General features: G+C 66.5%; 16 protein-coding genes and 1 pseudogene. 10 read left to right on the forward strand and 7 right to left on the reverse strand.

Annotated elements, in window-relative coordinates; translation table 11 throughout:
• Positions 1 to 68 precede the first annotated feature (68 nt).
• From SM611_RS37195 to SM611_RS37205, 3 genes and pseudogenes are all read right to left on the reverse strand, one after another.
• A complete protein-coding gene (locus SM611_RS37195) occupies positions 69 to 326 on the reverse strand; it encodes a hypothetical protein (RefSeq protein WP_371955112.1) in 258 nt (85 codons plus the stop codon).
• Positions 327 to 345: 19 nt separating this feature from the next.
• Positions 346 to 855: pseudogene (locus SM611_RS37200) on the reverse strand (transposase); the annotation flags it as partial.
• A 21-nt stretch (positions 856 to 876) separates the two neighbouring features.
• The gene (locus SM611_RS37205) at positions 877 to 1,425 is read right to left on the reverse strand and encodes a winged helix-turn-helix domain-containing protein (protein WP_371955114.1); all 549 of its coding nucleotides are present in this window, start codon (positions 1,423 to 1,425) and stop codon (positions 877 to 879) included.
• A gap of 380 nt (positions 1,426 to 1,805) precedes the next feature.
• Here SM611_RS37205 and SM611_RS37210 point away from each other — a divergent pair, with 380 nt between their 5' ends.
• The 8 genes from SM611_RS37210 (at position 1,806) to SM611_RS37245 (ending at position 9,923) form a co-directional block, all read left to right on the forward strand.
• The gene (locus SM611_RS37210; RefSeq protein WP_371955115.1) at positions 1,806 to 2,174 is read left to right on the forward strand and encodes a hypothetical protein; all 369 of its coding nucleotides are present in this window, start codon (positions 1,806 to 1,808) and stop codon (positions 2,172 to 2,174) included.
• A 112-nt stretch (positions 2,175 to 2,286) separates the two neighbouring features.
• Positions 2,287 to 4,089: a relaxase/mobilization nuclease domain-containing protein gene (locus tag SM611_RS37215; protein ID WP_371955116.1), complete on the forward strand. Its 1,803-nt coding sequence runs from the start codon at positions 2,287 to 2,289 to the stop codon at positions 4,087 to 4,089.
• A gap of 140 nt (positions 4,090 to 4,229) precedes the next feature.
• Entirely contained in the window at positions 4,230 to 4,523 is a 294-nt protein-coding gene (locus SM611_RS37220; RefSeq protein WP_371955117.1) for a hypothetical protein, read from the forward strand.
• Positions 4,520 to 5,446 carry a DUF2637 domain-containing protein gene (locus tag SM611_RS37225; protein ID WP_371955118.1) on the forward strand — a complete coding sequence of 309 codons (927 nt, stop codon included), beginning with the start codon at positions 4,520 to 4,522 and terminating at the stop codon, positions 5,444 to 5,446. Before SM611_RS37220 ends, SM611_RS37225 begins: the two co-directional genes overlap by 4 nt.
• A complete protein-coding gene (locus SM611_RS37230) occupies positions 5,446 to 7,416 on the forward strand; it encodes a toprim domain-containing protein (RefSeq protein WP_371955119.1) in 1,971 nt (656 codons plus the stop codon). Before SM611_RS37225 ends, SM611_RS37230 begins: the two co-directional genes overlap by 1 nt.
• A complete protein-coding gene (locus tag SM611_RS37235) occupies positions 7,413 to 8,300 on the forward strand; it encodes a hypothetical protein (protein WP_371955120.1) in 888 nt (295 codons plus the stop codon). The genes SM611_RS37230 and SM611_RS37235 overlap by 4 nt, the downstream gene beginning before the upstream one ends.
• 20 nt (positions 8,301 to 8,320) lie before the next feature.
• Positions 8,321 to 8,620, forward strand: a complete 300-nt coding sequence (locus SM611_RS37240; RefSeq protein WP_371955121.1) for a hypothetical protein — start codon at positions 8,321 to 8,323, stop codon at positions 8,618 to 8,620.
• Between the two features lie 844 nt (positions 8,621 to 9,464).
• A complete protein-coding gene (locus SM611_RS37245; protein WP_371955122.1) occupies positions 9,465 to 9,923 on the forward strand; it encodes a hypothetical protein in 459 nt (152 codons plus the stop codon).
• Positions 9,924 to 9,966: 43 nt separating this feature from the next.
• Here the strand turns inward: SM611_RS37245 and SM611_RS37250 are convergent, their stop codons facing one another.
• From SM611_RS37250 to SM611_RS37260, 3 genes are all read right to left on the reverse strand, one after another.
• The gene (locus SM611_RS37250) at positions 9,967 to 10,758 is read right to left on the reverse strand and encodes an SAM-dependent methyltransferase (protein WP_371955123.1); all 792 of its coding nucleotides are present in this window, start codon (positions 10,756 to 10,758) and stop codon (positions 9,967 to 9,969) included.
• Positions 10,759 to 10,944: 186 nt separating this feature from the next.
• Positions 10,945 to 11,154: a DUF397 domain-containing protein gene (locus SM611_RS37255; RefSeq protein WP_371955124.1), complete on the reverse strand. Its 210-nt coding sequence runs from the start codon at positions 11,152 to 11,154 to the stop codon at positions 10,945 to 10,947.
• The gene (locus tag SM611_RS37260) at positions 11,138 to 12,007 is read right to left on the reverse strand and encodes a helix-turn-helix domain-containing protein (protein WP_371955125.1); all 870 of its coding nucleotides are present in this window, start codon (positions 12,005 to 12,007) and stop codon (positions 11,138 to 11,140) included. Before SM611_RS37260 ends, SM611_RS37255 begins: the two co-directional genes overlap by 17 nt.
• Before the next feature lie 777 nt (positions 12,008 to 12,784).
• Between SM611_RS37260 and SM611_RS37265 the strand changes: the two genes are divergently transcribed.
• Positions 12,785 to 13,504 carry an ATP-binding protein gene (locus SM611_RS37265; protein ID WP_371955126.1) on the forward strand — a complete coding sequence of 240 codons (720 nt, stop codon included), beginning with the start codon at positions 12,785 to 12,787 and terminating at the stop codon, positions 13,502 to 13,504.
• Between the two features lie 104 nt (positions 13,505 to 13,608).
• Positions 13,609 to 14,124: an SUKH-4 family immunity protein gene (locus tag SM611_RS37270; RefSeq protein ID WP_371955127.1), complete on the forward strand. Its 516-nt coding sequence runs from the start codon at positions 13,609 to 13,611 to the stop codon at positions 14,122 to 14,124.
• 210 nt (positions 14,125 to 14,334) lie between these two features.
• Here SM611_RS37270 and SM611_RS37275 read toward each other — a convergent pair whose 3' ends face one another.
• On the reverse strand, positions 14,335 to 17,601 hold the full coding sequence (locus tag SM611_RS37275; RefSeq protein ID WP_371955128.1) for a P-loop NTPase fold protein: 3,267 nt from the start codon (positions 17,599 to 17,601) through the stop codon (positions 14,335 to 14,337).
• Between the last annotated feature and the right edge of the window lie 303 nt (positions 17,602 to 17,904).

A 17,904-nucleotide genomic window follows, 5' to 3' on the forward strand; every position in this document is an offset into this window, starting at 1 on the left:
TGGGGGCTGCCGGCCACTGTGAGCGCTCGCCCACCGGGGCGGCGGGCTTGGACGGATCGGTTTCGTCTTCACGACCGATCGGTTGGTTCCTCAAGGTCGTCGGGAGTCAGACGTGCGCGGGCGGCAGCGAGTCGTTCTGCGTAGTCCGGGGCGAAGAGCCAGGGCAGCGTCTTGTCGAGGGTGCCAGCGATCTTGTGCAACGGACTCCACACGGCCGGGTCGTCCACGAGGCGGCTGAGGTCGGTCATCTGCACGCGGTACAGCCAGTCCGACAGCATCAGGGCCTGGTCGGCCGAGAGCTCGATGACGAACTCGTCCCTTTCCATGGAGACAAGCTAGAGAGCTTCAATAGCTGGAGTTACTGATTGGCAGGTGGGTGTGGGCGAGGAGGCCGTTGAGCAGGGCGGGCCGGTGCTGGATGCGTTTCAGGCGGGTTTTGATCAGCCGCATGAGCTGGTCGATGCTGTGTTTGGTGAGGTTGGCCAGGGACCGTTTCAGGTGTGCCCACACGCCCTCGACGGGGTTGAGTTCGGGAGCATGGGGCGGCAGGTGGAAGACGGTGAGCCAGTCCCGGGCGGCCAGGTAGCGGCGCATCCGGGCCGACCGGTGGGTGTTGAGGTTGTCCCACACGAGGACGATCGGTCCGCCGAGTTGCTGGTGAGCGGCATCCAGCAGGCGGATGTAATCGCCTTCGTCGAACCCCTTCTTCTCGTCTTTCCGGCCGCGGTAGGCGTGTGCCCGGTAGATCAGCCGGGGCCGCTCGCCGGGCTTGACGGCCAGGAGCGCGGCCAGCGAGATCCGGTGGGTGCCGCGGGCGGTGACGCGCACCACGGGTGTGCGTCCGCGTCGTCCCCAGGTGGTGCCTTTGGGGCGGCCTCAGCCCCTGGCCGGCTTCGTCCTCGAAGCAGATCCAGGCGCCCAGGTCGCCCGCGGTGTTTCCACCGTCGGCCACACCTCCGCCCGCCACCGGTCGATCCGCTGCTCGTCGCGCTCGGCGGCGCGACGCGACGGCATCTGCACGCTCCACCCGATCCGGTGCAGCAGCACATCCACACCGGCCGGGGTGTAGGAGACCGAGAACAGGTCCCAGATCACCTCGGCGATCCGCGCGAGTGTCCACCGCTGGTCCTGGGTCCAGCCGTGCGCGGCCGGGCCGAGCTCCAACGCCTCGTCCAGCAGGATCACCTGGTCATCGGTCAGTTTGCACTTCGCGCCGCCGGCTCCCTTGGACGCCAGCGCCGCCGTCCCGCCGCTCTGCCAGGCGCGCCGCCAGCGGTTCACCGACATCCGCGTCACCCGGAACCGGCGCCCGATCTCCGCGTCCGACAGTAAGCCCTGCTCGAACAGCCGGGCCGCTTCCAGCCGCAGCGCCTCCCGCCGCGTCCGCTCCACAGCGGTCAACCCGCCGCCCTCGCCATACCGCATCCACCAGGGGTAACCCACCCAAATCCAGCAGACTAGTAACCGGCGAGACACAGTCGGTAACTCTAACTATTGAAGCGCTCTAGCCGCGTCTGCTCGCCAAGGGGCGGAATGCTCTGCGTCGGCACTGCCGTCCCAGGGACGTTGCCCCGTCCGCCGGGCCGTCCGCCGCGTGGGGCAAGTAATGGCGTAAGTGACACTTACGAGCTTCGGACCGGGCGCGGTCCGAAGGGTGATGGGCGAAGTTCAACCAGCCCGCTGGGGGAGACCGCGTGGCACTTGACGGGTACGAAGGCTCCTCATCCAGGGGGCGGGGGAGTGGTGGAACGCATCGAAGTGGGCCGGGGCGTCGTCGTAGGCGACTGCGTGGCCAGCGGCGAGACGTGGGCGTGCGGGTTTCCCTGAGTAGCGAAGAGTACGCCGCGGTGCGGGCAGCGGCCGGGCGAGCCGGCATGGCGGTGAGCGCTTACGTGGGAGAGGTCGTCGTGGCCGTCGCCATGCAGGCTGATCCGCCGCAGTGGTCGCCGCTCACGGAGCTACTGGGCGAGGTCATACGTGCTGCCGGGCAGGCCCGCCGTATTGGAATCAATCTCAATCAGGCGGTTGCGACCCTGCACTCGGCAGGCTGGCCCACCCGCGCGCTGGAGGAGTACGCGCGGGTCGCGGCGGACTCGACGCGGAGCATCGACGCGGTTGCCGAGGAGATCAGAAGGGCTCTCCGCCGCTCCAATACGTCGAGGCCTCGGCAGTGAGACCACGGTCAACTCGCGTTCGGCTGATCCCGGATGGGCTCGCGGCACGCGGTGGCGCGCCCATCCCGATCGCCATGGTTGTGATTCGGCGGATGTGCCGGGGCAGGGCTGCGTGATCGCCAAGGTCATGCGCGGTAAGCGCGTGCCGGGCCTGATCCGCTACCTGTACGGGCCGGGACGCCGCAACGAACATCGTGATCCACATATCGTCGCGGGGTTCGACTCCCCGGCCGCGCTCGAACCGCCGACGAGGTGGGACGGGAAGCGCGACTTCCGGCGCCTGGACGCCCTGATGCGGCAGCCGCTCGACCTGCTGGGCGAGCGCAACCACCCCAAGCCGGTCTGGCATGTGGCCGTCCGGGCGCACCCGGACGACCCGGTGCTAAGCGATCGTCAGTGGGGAGACATCGCCGCCGAGATCATGGAGCAGACGGGGCTCGCCCCGTCTGGCGATGATGAGGCCGTCCGCTGGTTCGCGGTCCGGCATGCCGACGATCACGTCCACATCGTCGCCACCCTTGCTCGCCAGGACGGAACCCGGCCCAGCGTGTGGAACGACGGCTACCGGCTCCGTGCCGCCTGCCGCGTCGTCGAGGATCGCTTCGGGTTGCGGCGGACGGCCCCGGCGGACCGGACGGCGGCGCGGCGGCCCAAACGCGCTGAGACCGAGAAGTCCGAACGCGTCGGCCGAACGGAACCGGCGCGCACTGTGCTGCGGCGGCATGTCGTCACCGCGGCGGCGGGGGCCCGGACGGAGGCCGAATTCTTCGCCGCCCTCGCGGCTGAAGGGGTTCTGGTCCGCATGCGTCACAGTGAACGGATCGCCGGCCAGGTCACTGGCTACGCGGTTGCACTGCCCGATGACGTGGCGTCGTCCGGACGGCCGGTGTGGTTCGGCGGTGGGAAACTGGCCAGCGACCTCACACTGCCCAAGCTTCGGTGCCGATGGGCCCCGGACGGCGTTGATCGTCCGGGGCTTCGTCCGCTGTCCGGACGGCATCTGTCGGGGCGGACGGGGCGCGCCGTGTTGCGGACGACCGTCCGCCGCGCGGCGGACGAAGCCCGGACGACCCATGAGTTCTTCGATCTGCTCGAAGAGCAAGGCCTGCTGGTGCGGCGTCGCTACAGCCGGCTCGATCCCGATCAGATCACCGGCTACGCCGTCGCGCTTCCCGGCGGCGCTGAGGAGCCCACCTGGTTTACCGGCGGACGGCTCGCCGACGACCTCACCTTGCAGCGCATCCAGCGACGATGGCAGATCCCGATATCGGACGCCGGCAATCGTCCGGCTTCCGCGCTGTACGATCTCACGCCCGAAGAGCGGCAGGCGTTCTACGACGATGCGATCCGGGCCGCCGCCTACGCCACGTCCCAGATCCGCCGGCATCTGGCCACCAACCCCTACGAGGCCGAGGACGCCTGCTGGGCTGCATCCGACGCTCTGCATGTCGCCGCCAAGGCCACCGGTAATCAGCATCTCCGCCGCGCGGCCGACACCTATGACCGCGCCGCTCGCTCACCCTATGGCCGTGTTCCTCGCCCTAGCTCAGCCGGCAACGCTGTGCGCACCATGGCTCGCCTGCTATCGCTGGCCGGGCCCCAGGACCGCACCACCATGTCCATCCTCGTGCTGGTTGCTCGCTTGGTCGCCTTGGTGGAGACCATCACCCAGATTCGCCTGGTGCAACAACGCCAAGCGCAAGCCGAAGCGGCCCGTCGAGCGAGATATCACCTCGACCGCGTTGCGGGGGGCCACCGGCCCAGTGTCCGTTCCGACGATGCCGTCCTGCCCAAGCAGGCTCGGTTGGCCATGGCCGGATTTCCCGATCTGTGGGCCCCTGCGACATCGCCGACGCAAGCAAGCCGGGCACCGAGCATGCCGCCGCGTCAGGCAAGCCGGCGGCGCAGTCCGTGACGACCGGTTCATCATCCAGAGGCGGTCAACACGCCGATGATCCACTGTGATTGACCGATGTCTGCACGTGCTGCATCTTCTGATCAAGGACTTTAGTTGATGATCGCTCGGTTCATCGGCTGACATCACCGGGGGACGCGATGCAGAAGCAGGTAACGATCACACAGGCTGAGCTGGAAGAACGGCGCGCCAAGCTACTCCGGCTGCACTACGAGCTGCGGCGGCTAGGAGCCTGCGTGCGGGCGCGCAAACCGCGCAACGGACGCTGGCGCCTGCGGATCCGGCACAACGGATGGTCCGAGACCGTCCTGTGCGCCGGAGCCGACGGCGTGTACGCCTACGTCACCGCCCACGGACGGCTTCTCGGGACCGCCAACGAGGCACGGTACGTCGCGCGACTGCTGCTCTGGATGGTCGAGAGGCGGGTTCGATGACCCCGCTCCGGCAACCAGAAGTGACGACTCTGACCGGCAGCGGGACGAAGGCCCCGCGCGTCCCTCGGGAACTCCGGGTCGTCAGATGGGCGGCCGCCGGGATCGCGCCGCTGATCGCGGCCCTCGCCGTCCTCGGTGGGCTCGGGTCCTTCACCACCATCCGGCAGATGGCCGAACCGCACTTCGGCGGGCTGGCCTGGATCGTCCCGGTCGGGATGGACGTCGGCATCCTGATCCTGCTGGCCTGGGACCTGCTGATGGAGTACCTGGACCTGCCCTGGCCGGTGCTGCGCTGGGTCGCCTGGCTCTACATCGCCGGCACCGTCCTGGTGAACGTGTCCGCCGCTCACGGGAGCTTCGTCGGCAGCGTGATGAACGCCGCCATGCCCGTCCTGTTCATCACCGTGGTCGAAGGCGTCCGGCACCTGATCCGCAGGTGGGTCGGGCTCACATCCGCCAGTCGGGTCGAACGAGTGCCGACCGCACGCTGGGCGCTCGCGCCGATCTCCAGCCTGCTGCTCTGGCGCCGCATGATCCTCTGGCACATCACCGAATACCGGCAGGGGCTGGAACTGCAGCACCGTCACCTCGCAGCCGTGTCACAGCTCCAACAGGACTACGGCAGGTGGTCGTGGCGATGGCGGGCGCCGCTGGCCGACCGCCTCGCACTCAACCGCCTCTCAGGCGCCGAGGCCGTCTCATGGGACAGGCCTGAAGAGAGCGCATCTGACGACGGCAGGTTTGACGACCAGCTGATGGACATCACCCGGCAACTCCACAAGGAAGCCGAACGCGAAGGCGTCCAGCTTCGCCGGGACCAGCTCGGCCGCCGCCTGCGCGAACGGGGCTTCACCATCGCCAACTACCGGCTCACGCAGATGATCGCCGCTGTACGCGCGGAATCGGCAAGGCGGCGGTCGTGATGGCCGAGAACGAGCAGCAGCGACACGGCATCGACGTCCTGCACGGGATCACCGACCACATGGTCGCCCGTCTCGCGGGCGGACACCTTCCGTGGGACGAGTGGCTGGAGCAGGCGAGCTGCCATGGGCGGTATGGGTTCACCAACACCTTGCTCATCCCCGCGCAGCGGCCCACAGCCACCGACGTCCGCTCCTACGACGCGTGGCAGAAGCGGGGCCGGCAGGTCCGCCGCGGCGAGACGGGCATCCGGATCATCTCCACCCGGGGGAGGGCTCGGACCGTCTTCGACATCGACCAGACCGACGGGGAAGCGATCGCGAGAGAGCCGACTTCCCCTTCAGAGGGACTACATCGCCTGTCCAGGCTCGCCTCCGACCTTGGCCTCTACGTGGATCGCGGCCAAGGCTGGACCTACCTTGGCGAGCCGGGGCGCCGTATCCACCTTCCCGCCGAACTGGACGACACCACCGCGGCGTCGCTACTGGCCCACCAACTCGCCCATGCGCTGAGGACCAGCGGACGAATCGATGACGCCGGTACGTACCCGGCACCCTGTCACGGTGTTCGACGCGTCCTGGCGGACTCGGTCGCCTGCATCGTTCTCGCTGAACTGGCGATGCCGGTCTCGCATCTCTCCTTCCCGGTACCGCGCCTGTGGGCGGGAACAGACGTCCGAGCGAACTCGCCGGCGGCGGTTCGCGTAGTCGGAGACCAGATCGTCCGGACGGCCACGCGCATCAGACGCAGCCTTACAGAAGCGACATCGGGCAACACGCCTTACGCACCCGCTGCGACCACACCCGCAACCAGAAGATCCACTTCCTCGCAATCAGTCGTCCCGCCCCAGTCCCCGCGTCCCGGGCCGGACGTCTCCGTGTCTGAGATGCGCGCCGCGTTGAGCGATGCCCACCGGCTCTACCGGCGCGGCCTTCACGGGAGCTGGGGAGCCCGCTACCTCGCCGCCCGCGGCTTCACCCAGGCGATGCAAGAGCAGTGGCAGCTCGGCCTTGCCCCCCGCTCTCGGCAGGCCCTGCTCCGCCACCTGCGCAACCTCGGGCATCACGATGAGACGCTCATCCAAGCCGGCCTGGCAAAGCGCAGAGAGGACGGTGATCTTTTCGACCTCTTCCGCGACCGCGTCCTGTTCCCTTTCCGCGATCAGAACGGAGAGATCACCGGTTTCATCGGCCGCCGTCGTGACGACGCTTCAGGCCCCAAGTACCTCAACAGCCCCGAGACACCGCTCTTCCACAAGAGCAGCATGCTCTTCGGCCTCCATGAGGGACGCGCCGGGCTTTCCGGCACGACACGGCCCCTCCTGGTCGAAGGTCCGCTCGACGCGATCGCGATCAACGCTGTAATGCCGGACGCCTACACCGCGGTCGCGCCCTGCGGCACCGCGATCACGGCCGCGCACATCGAGGCCATCGCCGCCCACAGCGACCTCAACACGTCCGGACTGGTCATCGCGCTCGACGGAGACCCCGCGGGACGAGCCGGAGCAGTCCGAGCCTGGCGAACCTTGAGCAGCATCACCGGCCCGATCGATGCGGCCGTCCTACCTCAGGGGTGTGACCCGGCGGACCTACTGGCCCCAGCGGGACATACAACTGTACATGAGGCGCTACTTTCTGTAACACCCCTCGCTGACCTCGTGATAGATGAAAGAATCCAGAGGTCCGGGGGACATCTGGAGTTCGTCGAGTCCCGAGTGGCCGCCGCCCATGCGGCCGCCGCGTTGATCGCCGAACTGCCACTCGACCAGATCGCCCGCCAGGTCACCCGCGTCGCCGCCCGTACCGGCATGGCCCCTGCTGAAGTCACCGCGCTCGTCGCCTCGGCAATCAGCCCGGACTCACCCCTGGACACCACGCAGCCCCGGCGCTCAACCACCGGACAGCAGCCACCCGCCGTCCAGCATCCATCTCGGACGACCTCTCCCAAAACCACCAACCGGAGGACCGCATGACCCAGCAGCACCCAGATCCGATCACCGAGGGATTCCAGCACACCGGGCAGCGACTCATCCAGCTCATCTCCGCCGCCGCAGGAGTCCAGCAGATCGTCGCCCAGCGCAAGCACCGCTTAAAAGCCGCCCGACAGGCTTTGAACGAAAAGAGCAAACGAGCAGAAGCCGAAAGACAAAGAGCAGCGCGCGCCCAAGACCGTTCACGCTGGAGCCGAGCCCACGACCGCAAATGGCTCCGTCACGCCAACCTGCTGGACGTCGCCGACGCGTGGGCCGCCGGAGTCCCGTACGCCCAGGACAACGCCTCGGCAGCCCGCGCCGTCGACCAATGCGAAGAACAGCTCCGCCGCCTGCATCCGCACGCGATGAGCCACTACGACCGGTTCCGCGCCGAAGGCAAGGATCCGCTCGAAGCGATGACCCAGGCCGCACCTTTCTTCACCCGAGACCCCAACGTCCGCACCGGCGACCCGGCACCCCGACGTGAAGAACTCCTCGAAGGCACCGGTGTCGAATGGTCCGCGCGCGTCCACGGCCCGGACCGCGGCGAATGGGAGCAAGCCCGCCAGGAGCAGCGCGCGACCCAGATCGCCGACCAGCTACGGGCCAAACTCCGTCTCCAAGGACACGAACCTCAACCCGAAGAGATCCGAACGGTCCTTGAAATCGCCACGAACCTGCCCGAGGACATCATCAACAAAGCCGTTCCGGTGACACCGCTACCAGGACCGCCCCGGGGCTCGGACGTGCAACGCGCAGCCGAAGACTTCCCGTTCTCCATCGACGAGGCGCTGGAGATGAGCCTGAGCCAGCCCCACGAGACAGCGGCCGCACGGCGAGCACCCTCCCAGGCTCCCGACCGGAACCGACGCCGGACCCCCTGAACCAAGGAAGGAACGAACCGATGGCCGTTCTGATGAACAGCATCTTCTTCTGGCTAGGGCTGATCGCTCTGCTTGCCTTCCTCGCGGTGCTGCCGACTCTCATCGCCCTCGTCCGCGGCGCCGACGACATCGGCCACATCATCCTGATCAATGCGATCTGCTGCGCAATCGGCTTCGCCTGGCCCATCGCGTTGTACGCGGCCATCGCCTGGCCCCGCCGCGATGCGCACCTCACCGGACTCTCCTACCAGCATCCACCCGTGCCGCCCGACCCTTACCGCTGGAACCACACCTACGGGCGAGGCCCGCATGCGCGATGATCCAACTGTTGACAAGCCGCCCCGTCTGCATCGACGTACCTCCAGGCACGCTCACCGACCTACGGAGCGACCGAACCCGGCGTCCAGGCCGTGGCTCTGCATCATCGTCAACTGCGCGTTTCTTCTGGGCGCTGGTGCCCTGGAGATTCACTCTCCGGCCGGGACGGCATCCCCGGTCGCCGTTCGAAGCGTAATGAGATGCGGCCCGTTCGGTCCCGTCGCAGAAAGGTACGTGAACAGGGACAAGGTCTGCCGCCGCGCACGCAAGGAGGTCTTGCGAAGCCTCCGAACCGGCCGCGACCCGGACTGGGACGACGTCATCCGTGACTCCATGCCGAATGCGTCCCAACGCCCTCGTCGCCACAAGCCACCCGAGCACGTTCACCGGCGCTCTAGAGAGCACGAGACACTTCCGCAGTCACGGCGTGCGTCCTCCACAACCCCACGGGCGCGAGCAACAAGGCAGACTGAAACGCAGCCATCACCAGCAGAGCCCTCTGCTACCGCGTCGGCGACCCCGCAGTTGCTCGAACATGCGTCTATGTCTGCCCCAACGGCACGCAGTGCCCCATCCCGCAGTGCACTGTGGCTCCTCGCTTCGGCGGCAGCCATCGCGCTACTAGCCTTGGTCGCGGTTGCCGCCACCATGGGTAACCGTCGGCGGAAAATCATCCTGGCGACAAGGTCGCTGCTCAGCCACTCGAGAAGAGGCTTCCAACCGAGAACCCGAGTAGCGTCCCCAGCCAAAATCGGCTGCACGGCCCCCAGCAGAGCCCGCATCGCCTCCGTTCTCACGAAGGGTGCTTCGCTATCCGGCTCAGGAGCCGAGGATGCCGCCCGGCACATGGCGATCGAGATCCTGAGCCGCCGGCAAGCTATCCCGGCCGAACTCGTACTCAGCCGTCCCGACGCTTGGCAGCTGTTCGGCCTGGACATCGGCACCCTTCAAGAGGACCGAATCCCTGGCCTGGTCCTCACCGACGACCATGAGCAGACACGCGCCTACCTGGCCCGCCAGACCTCATCCCAACGGCTCCTCCTCGCCTACGGAAACGAAGACGAAGGCCTCCTTGACGGACGAGGCCAGACCCCGGCGATATCCATATCGGCATACACGGAGGGGACCTCGAGAGTCTCCGCCGACGGTGCGGCCACTAACGCCACCGGCCCGCCCCAAAGCGACCGTCTACCGCTGCTGACGAGGGACGGCGCCTTCGAGCTCCTCATGGCGATGCCCACACTCGCCCGGCACCGCGATGAGCTGGACGGCGCGGAGGAACACGCGCCCCATGATGGCCAGTAGCGCTAAGCGGACACTTGGTTCGTGTGCGAGCCGCCCATGCTGGTCAGGGCTTTCGTAGGATGCCGCCGTATTCGCAGACGTCTCGTCCCATCCTGGAGGCGCCGGCGAACTGGGCCAGTTCGTCAGGGACGGGTGGCAGGGGTGGCTGGTCCGGGTCGGGGCGCCAGTGCAGCAGGTTGACCAGTCCAGGATCGACTGGTTCCAGCCCGTCCAGCAGAAGCGCGCCGACCTCCTCACGGGTGCGGTTCTGCCAGGGAATGCCGGCGCCGTTCATGCGTGCGTCGAGTTCGGCGGCCCGGCCGGGATCGGAGCAGACGACCTGCGAGAACGCCAGATGACTCCCCGACGCCGCCCGACCCATGACGGTGCGCAGGATGCCGTGCGGGTCGTCGGCGTCGGTCAGGTGGTGCCCGACCGACAGGAACAGCACCGCGAGCGGCTCATCGAAATTGATCAGCCGCTCGACCTCGGAGTGGTTGAGGACGGCGTCCAGGTCGCGGAAGTCGGCGTTGATGACGACGGTGGAGCCGTCTCCGGCCAGCAGCGCGCGGCCGTAGGCCAGCACAATCGGGTCGATGTCGACGTAGACGACGCGGGCGTCGGGTGTGAACTGTTGGGCGACCTGGTGGACGTTGTTGTCGGTGGGCAGCCCGCAACCCATGTCCAGGAACTGGCGGATTCCTGCCTCGGTGGCCAGGTACCGCACCGCCCGGTACAGGAACAGCCGGTTCTGCCTGCTGATGTCGATCGACTCGGGGAAGGCGGGCGCGGTCTTCAACGCGAAGTCGCGGTCGACCTGGTAGTTGTCCTTGCTGCCGAGCGCCCATCCGTACACCCGGGCAGACGCCGGTATGTCATCACGGATCTCGATCGGCGATTCACGCTCTTCGGCGGCCACCATGCGCTCCCGATCCCGTAGTGCAGTTGCCGGGCCAGGCAACGGTAACCGTCGTCCTCGCCGTGCACCCGATCTTCGTCCGTCCCGTCCGACCCCGGCCACCAAGTCCGCGGACGCGACGCGTCAGAAGTCGAGTTCGCCGCCGTTCACCCGCTCGGCCAGCTGCGCCCATGCATCGCGGTCGAACACCAGCATCGGGCCCTCGGGGTTCTTGGAATCGCGGACGGCGATGACATCTCTGATGGCGGCGACCTCGATGCAGTCGCTCCCTGTGCTGCTGCTCTGGCTGGCCTTGCGCCAGTGCGCTTGTGAGAGTTCAGTGAGGAGGTTCATCGGAATGCTGATACTCCCTGGCGATCTCGGCGATCAGCGCCATCGAGTCGTCTTCGGAGAGCGCCTGATCGCAAAGGCGGTCAAACCTCACATTACAGCGGCGGACCTGTCCGACGTCCTCGACGTAGATCTCGCCGCCCATGCCCTCCAGGTAGACAACGTCGGGATCGAGTTCGGCGGCGAAGCTGAGGACCACGAAGGCACCGTCCATGCAAGCGTGCTCTCCGGCTGAGGCTGGTACGACACGGATGCTGACATGGGGCTTCTGCGCCGTGTCGATCAGCGCATTGAGCTGCCGACCCATGACCTGCGGGCCGCCGACGGGGCGCCTGAGAGCCGCTTCGTCGAGTACCACGGTGTAGGACGGTCCGTTCTGTCGCTCCAGGATGGCTCGCCGCGCCATACGTGCCTGAAGACGGCGAAGCAGGACGTCCTCCGGGTCCTCTGGACTGCCGATCCGGATGAGGGCGAGCGCGTAGTCGCTGGTCTGCAGCAGCCCTGGGACGCACTGGACCTGCCAGCTGCGGATGTTGGCGGCGTCGTCCTCAAGCTCGGCGAACGAACCGGTCAGGACGTCGTTGAAAGCCGACCACCAGCCACGCTTGCGGATGTCCCTGGCGAGCTGCATGAGAGCGAGCTTGACCGCCTCCTCCCCGCCGTACAGGTCGAGCATCGCCTCCACGTCCGTTGCCCTGGGCCTTGTTCTGGCCGTTTCGAATCGGACGAGCTTCGGGCGGCTCCAGCCCAGGGCAGCAGCGGCATTCTCCATCGAGAGGCCGGAGTCCTCGCGGGCTTGGCGGAGTTGTCGAGCCAGGCGGCGGTGTCTCACCGTGGGGCTCTGTGCGGGTGTCATGGTCGTCAAGTCTGGCACGACACCCAAGATCCAGTGCTGACATCAATGACATTGCTCAGGATTGAACTGAACAAGTGCATGGACAAGCAACCACGTCCGGTGCATCATGGTGAACAGTTGACTCCTGTCCGTAGCCAAGGCGGTGATCTTCGGCGATCAGCCTGCAATCGGCTTCGCCCGAAGACGCGGGAGCAGCAAAGAGTTGGTCGGGCCCTGATAGGGCCCGCTTGACCGGAAGGTTGGGCGGTCTCGGACCGGTGTGGCACCACCGGTCCGAGACCTTGATCGGACGCTGGAGGTCCAACCCATGCATGATCGTACGAATGCATCACCCGTCCGGGTGATGCCCCCCGCCGGAAAGTACGGACCCGTTGCCGAATGGGAACGAGTCCGTACCCCGATGCCGCCCGCAACGCCGTCCGTCCCATGGGCCACGTCCGCCCAAGACCCTGACCGGGCCGTCACCGACCTCAGCGGCCGGTTCCCGTCCGCCACGATCTGGTTCGGCGAATACACCGGGAGCTACTGGGCCCTCATCCAGACCGAGGACGGCACCCCGCGACTCATTGAGGCCACCACGTCGGCCGAGCTGAGGCGGCGACTCGACTCACTCGACCTTCGCCTACCGCAGCGGCTTTCGCCCAGCGCAACCCAGAACCATACGACGCCCTACCCGGTGACGGAGGCACAGCCGTCGTCTCTTCGCAGGGCTGCGCGAGGACGCGTTCGGTGTCGTGGCCGTCACTGCATGCCCAGGACTCTGAGCAGGAGCGGCCGATGCTGACCGGTGCCCCCGCAGACATCCCGGCCGGCGGCGCCTGCGCATTCCAACTCCCGGACGACCTGAGCGCCGCCTCCCACGCGCGCTCCCTCGTCGCGGCGACCATGCGCCAACTGGACTTCACCCCGAACCCGATCGAGGACGCCAGACTCGCGGTCTCCGAACTGGCCACGAACGCGCTGACCCACGCGTCCTCGAGGACGCGGCCAGAACTGTGGATCTGGGCGCGAACCCGCCCCACCCCGCGACTGGTCGTCTCCGTTTTCGACGCCCACCGCGACGCCTGGCCGATCGTCCGAGGCGCCGACCTGCTCGACGAGCACGGCAAAGGACTGTCCATCGTCGAGGCCCTCGCCACCGACACCGGCACGCACCTCACCCGCTCCCGCCTGACCGCCTCACCTGGCAAGAGCGTCTGGTTCGCCCTGCGCCTCCCTACCTCATGGCCAACGACCAGCCGCATCATCGACCCGATAACGGCGGCCGACTGGCTCACCGCAGCACTCCGATCCCGCGGCGTCCCCACGACTCGCCGCGGCGACGACAGCGGCATCTCCGTGCTCACCGCAGGAACGGTGAACATCTGGGTCGAGCCCAAGGCGTTCTCCTGGCACAACGGCCAGGGCTACACCCGCGAGCCACTGACCGACCTTCAAGAAACCGCCGAACGCATCGTCAGCCACCACGAGACCCACACTCTGGCCACACCAAACTGACGAACACCCTTGGCCGGAACCCGGCCCACATCCCCGGGGGCGCGGCGGCCACCTCCCGTCCGCCGCGTCCCCGGTCCCACCATCCCCGCCCAGGACGAGAACCCATGTACACCCCCGCTGACCGCTACACCCACCTGCTGCGCGGCCTCGAAACCATCCGGACCCTGGCAGAACGAGCCGACCGCACCGCCATAGCGCGCCTCCTCAGCCAACCGGTCGCCGCCGACCACCTCGACGAACCCACCCTCGACTTTCTTCGCCAAGCCCAAGACCTGCTCATCACCACCACCCGAACACTCGCCGTTGCGCTGGAGCCCACCGGCCGACCTTCGGCCATCGATGCCGCCGAGGCATGGCGCCGCGCCCACCTCTATCTACCCCGGCGCGGGGACGAGCTGGTCCTCATCCACCTCGACGAGTTCGAGGACGCCTACCAGGCCATCCCCGTCCTGGTGGACATCCCCGAACCGCCCCCGGTCCCCACCCTCGAAACCGCGACGACCCTAGTCATCGACAAGGCCACCGGCACCGTCACTCGCTGGCCGCTGCTTCCACTGGACGTCCTGACCAGACAGTATCGCCGCTACAAACTCGATGCTCCCATGAGCTTCGACGAATAAGGTCCATCTGCTGGTGTCCTGCCGTGCCCGTCCATGGCGTTCTTTTGTAGGCCATGTCGGCTGGCCAGTGCAGCCGTCAGCGCGTGTTCGAGGACGGTATCGAGGTTCTCTCGGACCAAAGTGATTCGGAAAGTCGAGCCTTTCAGGGTGAAGATGCCAGGCAGGGAGACTTCGCACGAGGTCATTATTGGATGGGGGCCCGCTTGCCGGTCACCGCCCGAGGATCGAAGCGAGGCGTCCCTTCTTCTCGGGGGTCAGAAGACCTGCATCGCGGAGTCCCTGCGCAGTCTTTTTGGGCAGCGCATTTGCATGCTTGGTAGCCAAGTCAGTGAACTGTTCCCGAAGAATCTGCGTACGCCCGTATCCAGCTCCACCGGCCCACAGCACGAGTTCGGCGGCCGTACGCAGGTCGCCGCTCGTGCCTCTCTTGAGAAGGTCACCTGCGAGCATGCTGGCAGCCTTTCTTACTGCTGGTGCATCATCGGCCGCCGGAGTGCCCAGGCGCAGACGTTGGACAAGCGCGGACCGGTCCGGCTCCCGAGTTTCAACCGCAACCTGAGTTCGGATGTGAGCGACCGCCTCCGGGCCAAGGCCAGCGGCACCGGCAGCTGTTAGCATCCCGTGGGAGATGCTGTTTTCGAACAGTGTGATCCAGATGCTCGTCCGCTGCCCCGTGTCGATGGTGCCACAGTAATCGCGCAGTGCTGTCGGCGAGAAGGGAATTCTTGTCAAGACAGTGCGAACATCCTCCGGATCAGGCGATAGCGCGAGCCAGGAGGTGGTCAGCGCCGCGTTCTGCTGCTCCACCGGGATCTCCACCAACTCGGCCGCTGCGGGGGCATCACCGCCGAATACCCTTCGAACAGTGATTTTCAGACCCATGACAGCGCCGAGCTCTGCCTCCTGGGGCTTGTAAGCGTCGACGCGGTTCGACAGTTCCTCGGCTGCGCTGTGCGAGAGCTTCTCACACAGGCCGCGCCAGTGCTTCGTTGCGAAGCCACCCAGCTCGATGCTGTTCAGCATGTCCGCGAGATCGGCGACGAAGGGCGTATGGAGCCGTGATGGATCTCCGGTGGTGAACGAGTCGACGGTCTCGAACAACGCCTCCTTCCGCTCCCACAACAGCTGCCCGGCTGTCTCGTCGTCTCCGGCCTCCCAGCCGATGGTGCTGAGCGTTTGGACGACCCTCAAGGCAACGTCCTGCTCGGTCATCGAAACCCAGTTAGCGACCTTGATCGCGAGAGCCTTGAGCGACGCGAGGCCGCTGCGCTCGGTGGATGCGAAGAATTCCAGAAGCTTGACGAGCAACTCGTCCGCGGAAGCAACGACCGTCGACTCAAGGTCGCCATCTTGTACGGATCCGTTAGCTGGTTGGTCTGTCGATGCGCCTGCGAAGCTTGCCTCTGAGGTGGAGGCGGCCTCACCTGCGCGCTGGTCGCGCTTGTCTCCAGAGTCCCGGCCGGAGCGGGTGATGGCGTCGTAATCGGGCAGTATTGCTGACCACGTGGCAACGTTGGCGTTGGGGTAATTCCTGAGGCCGAGGAGCGCATGCCAGGCATGTCGCAGCGGCGATGACATCGTGCTAACGAACAGCTCGGCGTTCTTGTCCACCCATGTCTTCAGCGGAATTACGGCCGCCGAAGACTGGATGGTCTCGAGGACCGCGGACAGCAGCGGCTCGTGGTCACCTCGGCTCCGGATAGTTTCGATCAACACTTTAAGTCGTTCGACACCTGCGCCGGTCAGCCCCGCCTCGACTGGCTGTGTTGCGACCGTTTGGCCGGTCGTGCCAGCCGTCGGAGTCGGTTCAGCCCCCGGGCCGAGTTCTGGCTCTTCGAGCTCGTTGAGTACCTTCAGGACACGGTCGCCGACGTTCCCCCACAGGGCGATGGCGTCGTCGATGGGTGCTTGCTGGAGCGCGGTCAACAGCGGCTTGGGGTGTTCGGCGAACCGACGGGTAAGCATCTCGACCAGGAGCAGCCTCTCGTTGTCCTCTAGGTGGGGCAGAACGACGGTGAGGTTGTCGAGCACTGTCGTGGGCGTGTCAGCATGGTTGAGGCCGTCCAGGATGCTGCGTGCAGCGTCTGTGGAGCCATCCCAGCAGGCCACTAGCAGTGCACCGGGCTTGGACGCCTGCGACAGGGTCTGGCTGGTGACGGCAGCAAGGAGCGATGGCGCGACCTGTGCGGTGACAGAGCCGCGGTCGCCAGGATCGAGATGCTCGATGAGGCGGCAGGCGGACTCGTAGGCGAACACTTGGCCAGGCCCGGTCTCGTTGTCGCCCTCGGTGACCAGCAGCGGGATCGCGACCGTGAGGGTTGCGGAGTCCTGTCCATCGAATGCGGCAACGACGGTGTCGGGTGCGGTGTCGGTAGCGAAGTCGATGACGTCTCCAAGGCGGGGGTCGGGGAGACTAGCGCGGCCGGCTGCCTGGAGATACAGCAGATCCGGACGGGGGTCGCGAATGCCTGCCGCGGCAACTTTTGCGAGGTAGCTGTGAAGGTGGCGGCGCAGGGTAGCGCTGGCGACCTCACGCTCCTGGTCACCGGCTGATGCCTTGTTGTCCGACAGCAGACGCCCGGCTGCGGTATCAGTCGGTTCAGCCTCAGCGTCTTCCTCAGCTTCCCGATCTTGACTTGGCTCGGGGCCGGTGTCGGAGACGTACCTGGCGAGGACGTTGCGCACGTCGGTTGAGCTTGGGGCCTCCTCGCCTCGGATGTACACCAGGAGCCTCGGCACTCGGCGCAGGTCGGCGGCGACGGCGGGGAACTCAGTCTGCAGAACAGTGAGAACTGCAAGTTCGTGGGCACGCTCGATCCATTCGATACCGCGTGACCCCGCAATGCGGGCATTGGTAGCGAAGTTGTTGAGTAGAACCTTGACCCGCCGGGGGCTGCGGACATGCACCGGGATGAGCGCGAACACGGTCCTGTCAAAGGTGTCCCGCCCATGGGTGTCGCGATCGCGCAACTCCTTCCAGATACCGCCCTGATCGTCGACAAGATCGTGGGCGAATTTCGTTAGCGCCCGTGATCGCAATGGCGGCAGGGCCAGTTGATGCTGGAAAATCTTGTCGAGGAAAGCACCGGTGGTGGCGTAGTACGGCTCAGCCTCACGGACAGGCTTGGCTTGCGGAAGGTCATCGAGTGCCCGCTCGATGACCTCGCGATCGGCAGCCACGATGAAAACGCACTTCTCCTGGTCGAGGAATGTTTTGAGATCGATCAGGGTGGCGACGACGTCCTTCGGGCTGCATCTGTCAAGTTCGTCGATGAACACTACGAGCCGCTTGGCCTTTCCCTTCAAAGCTGCCCTGACCAGGTCGTTGAACCGCTTCGCAAACTGGTCTGACTCCTCCGGCGCTGCTGTCTTCTTGGTGACCACTGCGCCCTCGACGACCTTAGGACCAACCAAGATCGCGACCAACGCCAGACCGAATACCGTCCCGGTCTGAGTGACAAGGGCCTTTGCAGCCACCTTGAACGTGCCGTCGGCAAAGACGACTGTTGCGACAGCCTGTACCAGTACCCAGAGCGTTGCTATGGCGATCGCGAGGAGAGCGCCGAAGAGCAGGGACTGCCAGTTTGCCTTCGCCCAACCCCACGTATTGAGCTTGATGTCGACCTGCTCGTTCTCAAGCCCGTCGGAGAACTCGGGCAGGGCTGAATGCGTTCTCAGATGTTGAGACCGAGTGCGATGAGTGGGTGGGTGAAGTCGTCGCGTGCCCAGCGGGTGGCTTCGGCGATGTTGGTGAAGCCGAGCAGGCGTAGTGCGCCGATG

Origin of the sequence: Actinomadura monticuli (assembly GCF_041463655.1) — a bacterium.
Lineage (GTDB): Bacteria > Actinomycetota > Actinomycetes > Streptosporangiales > Streptosporangiaceae > Spirillospora > Spirillospora monticuli.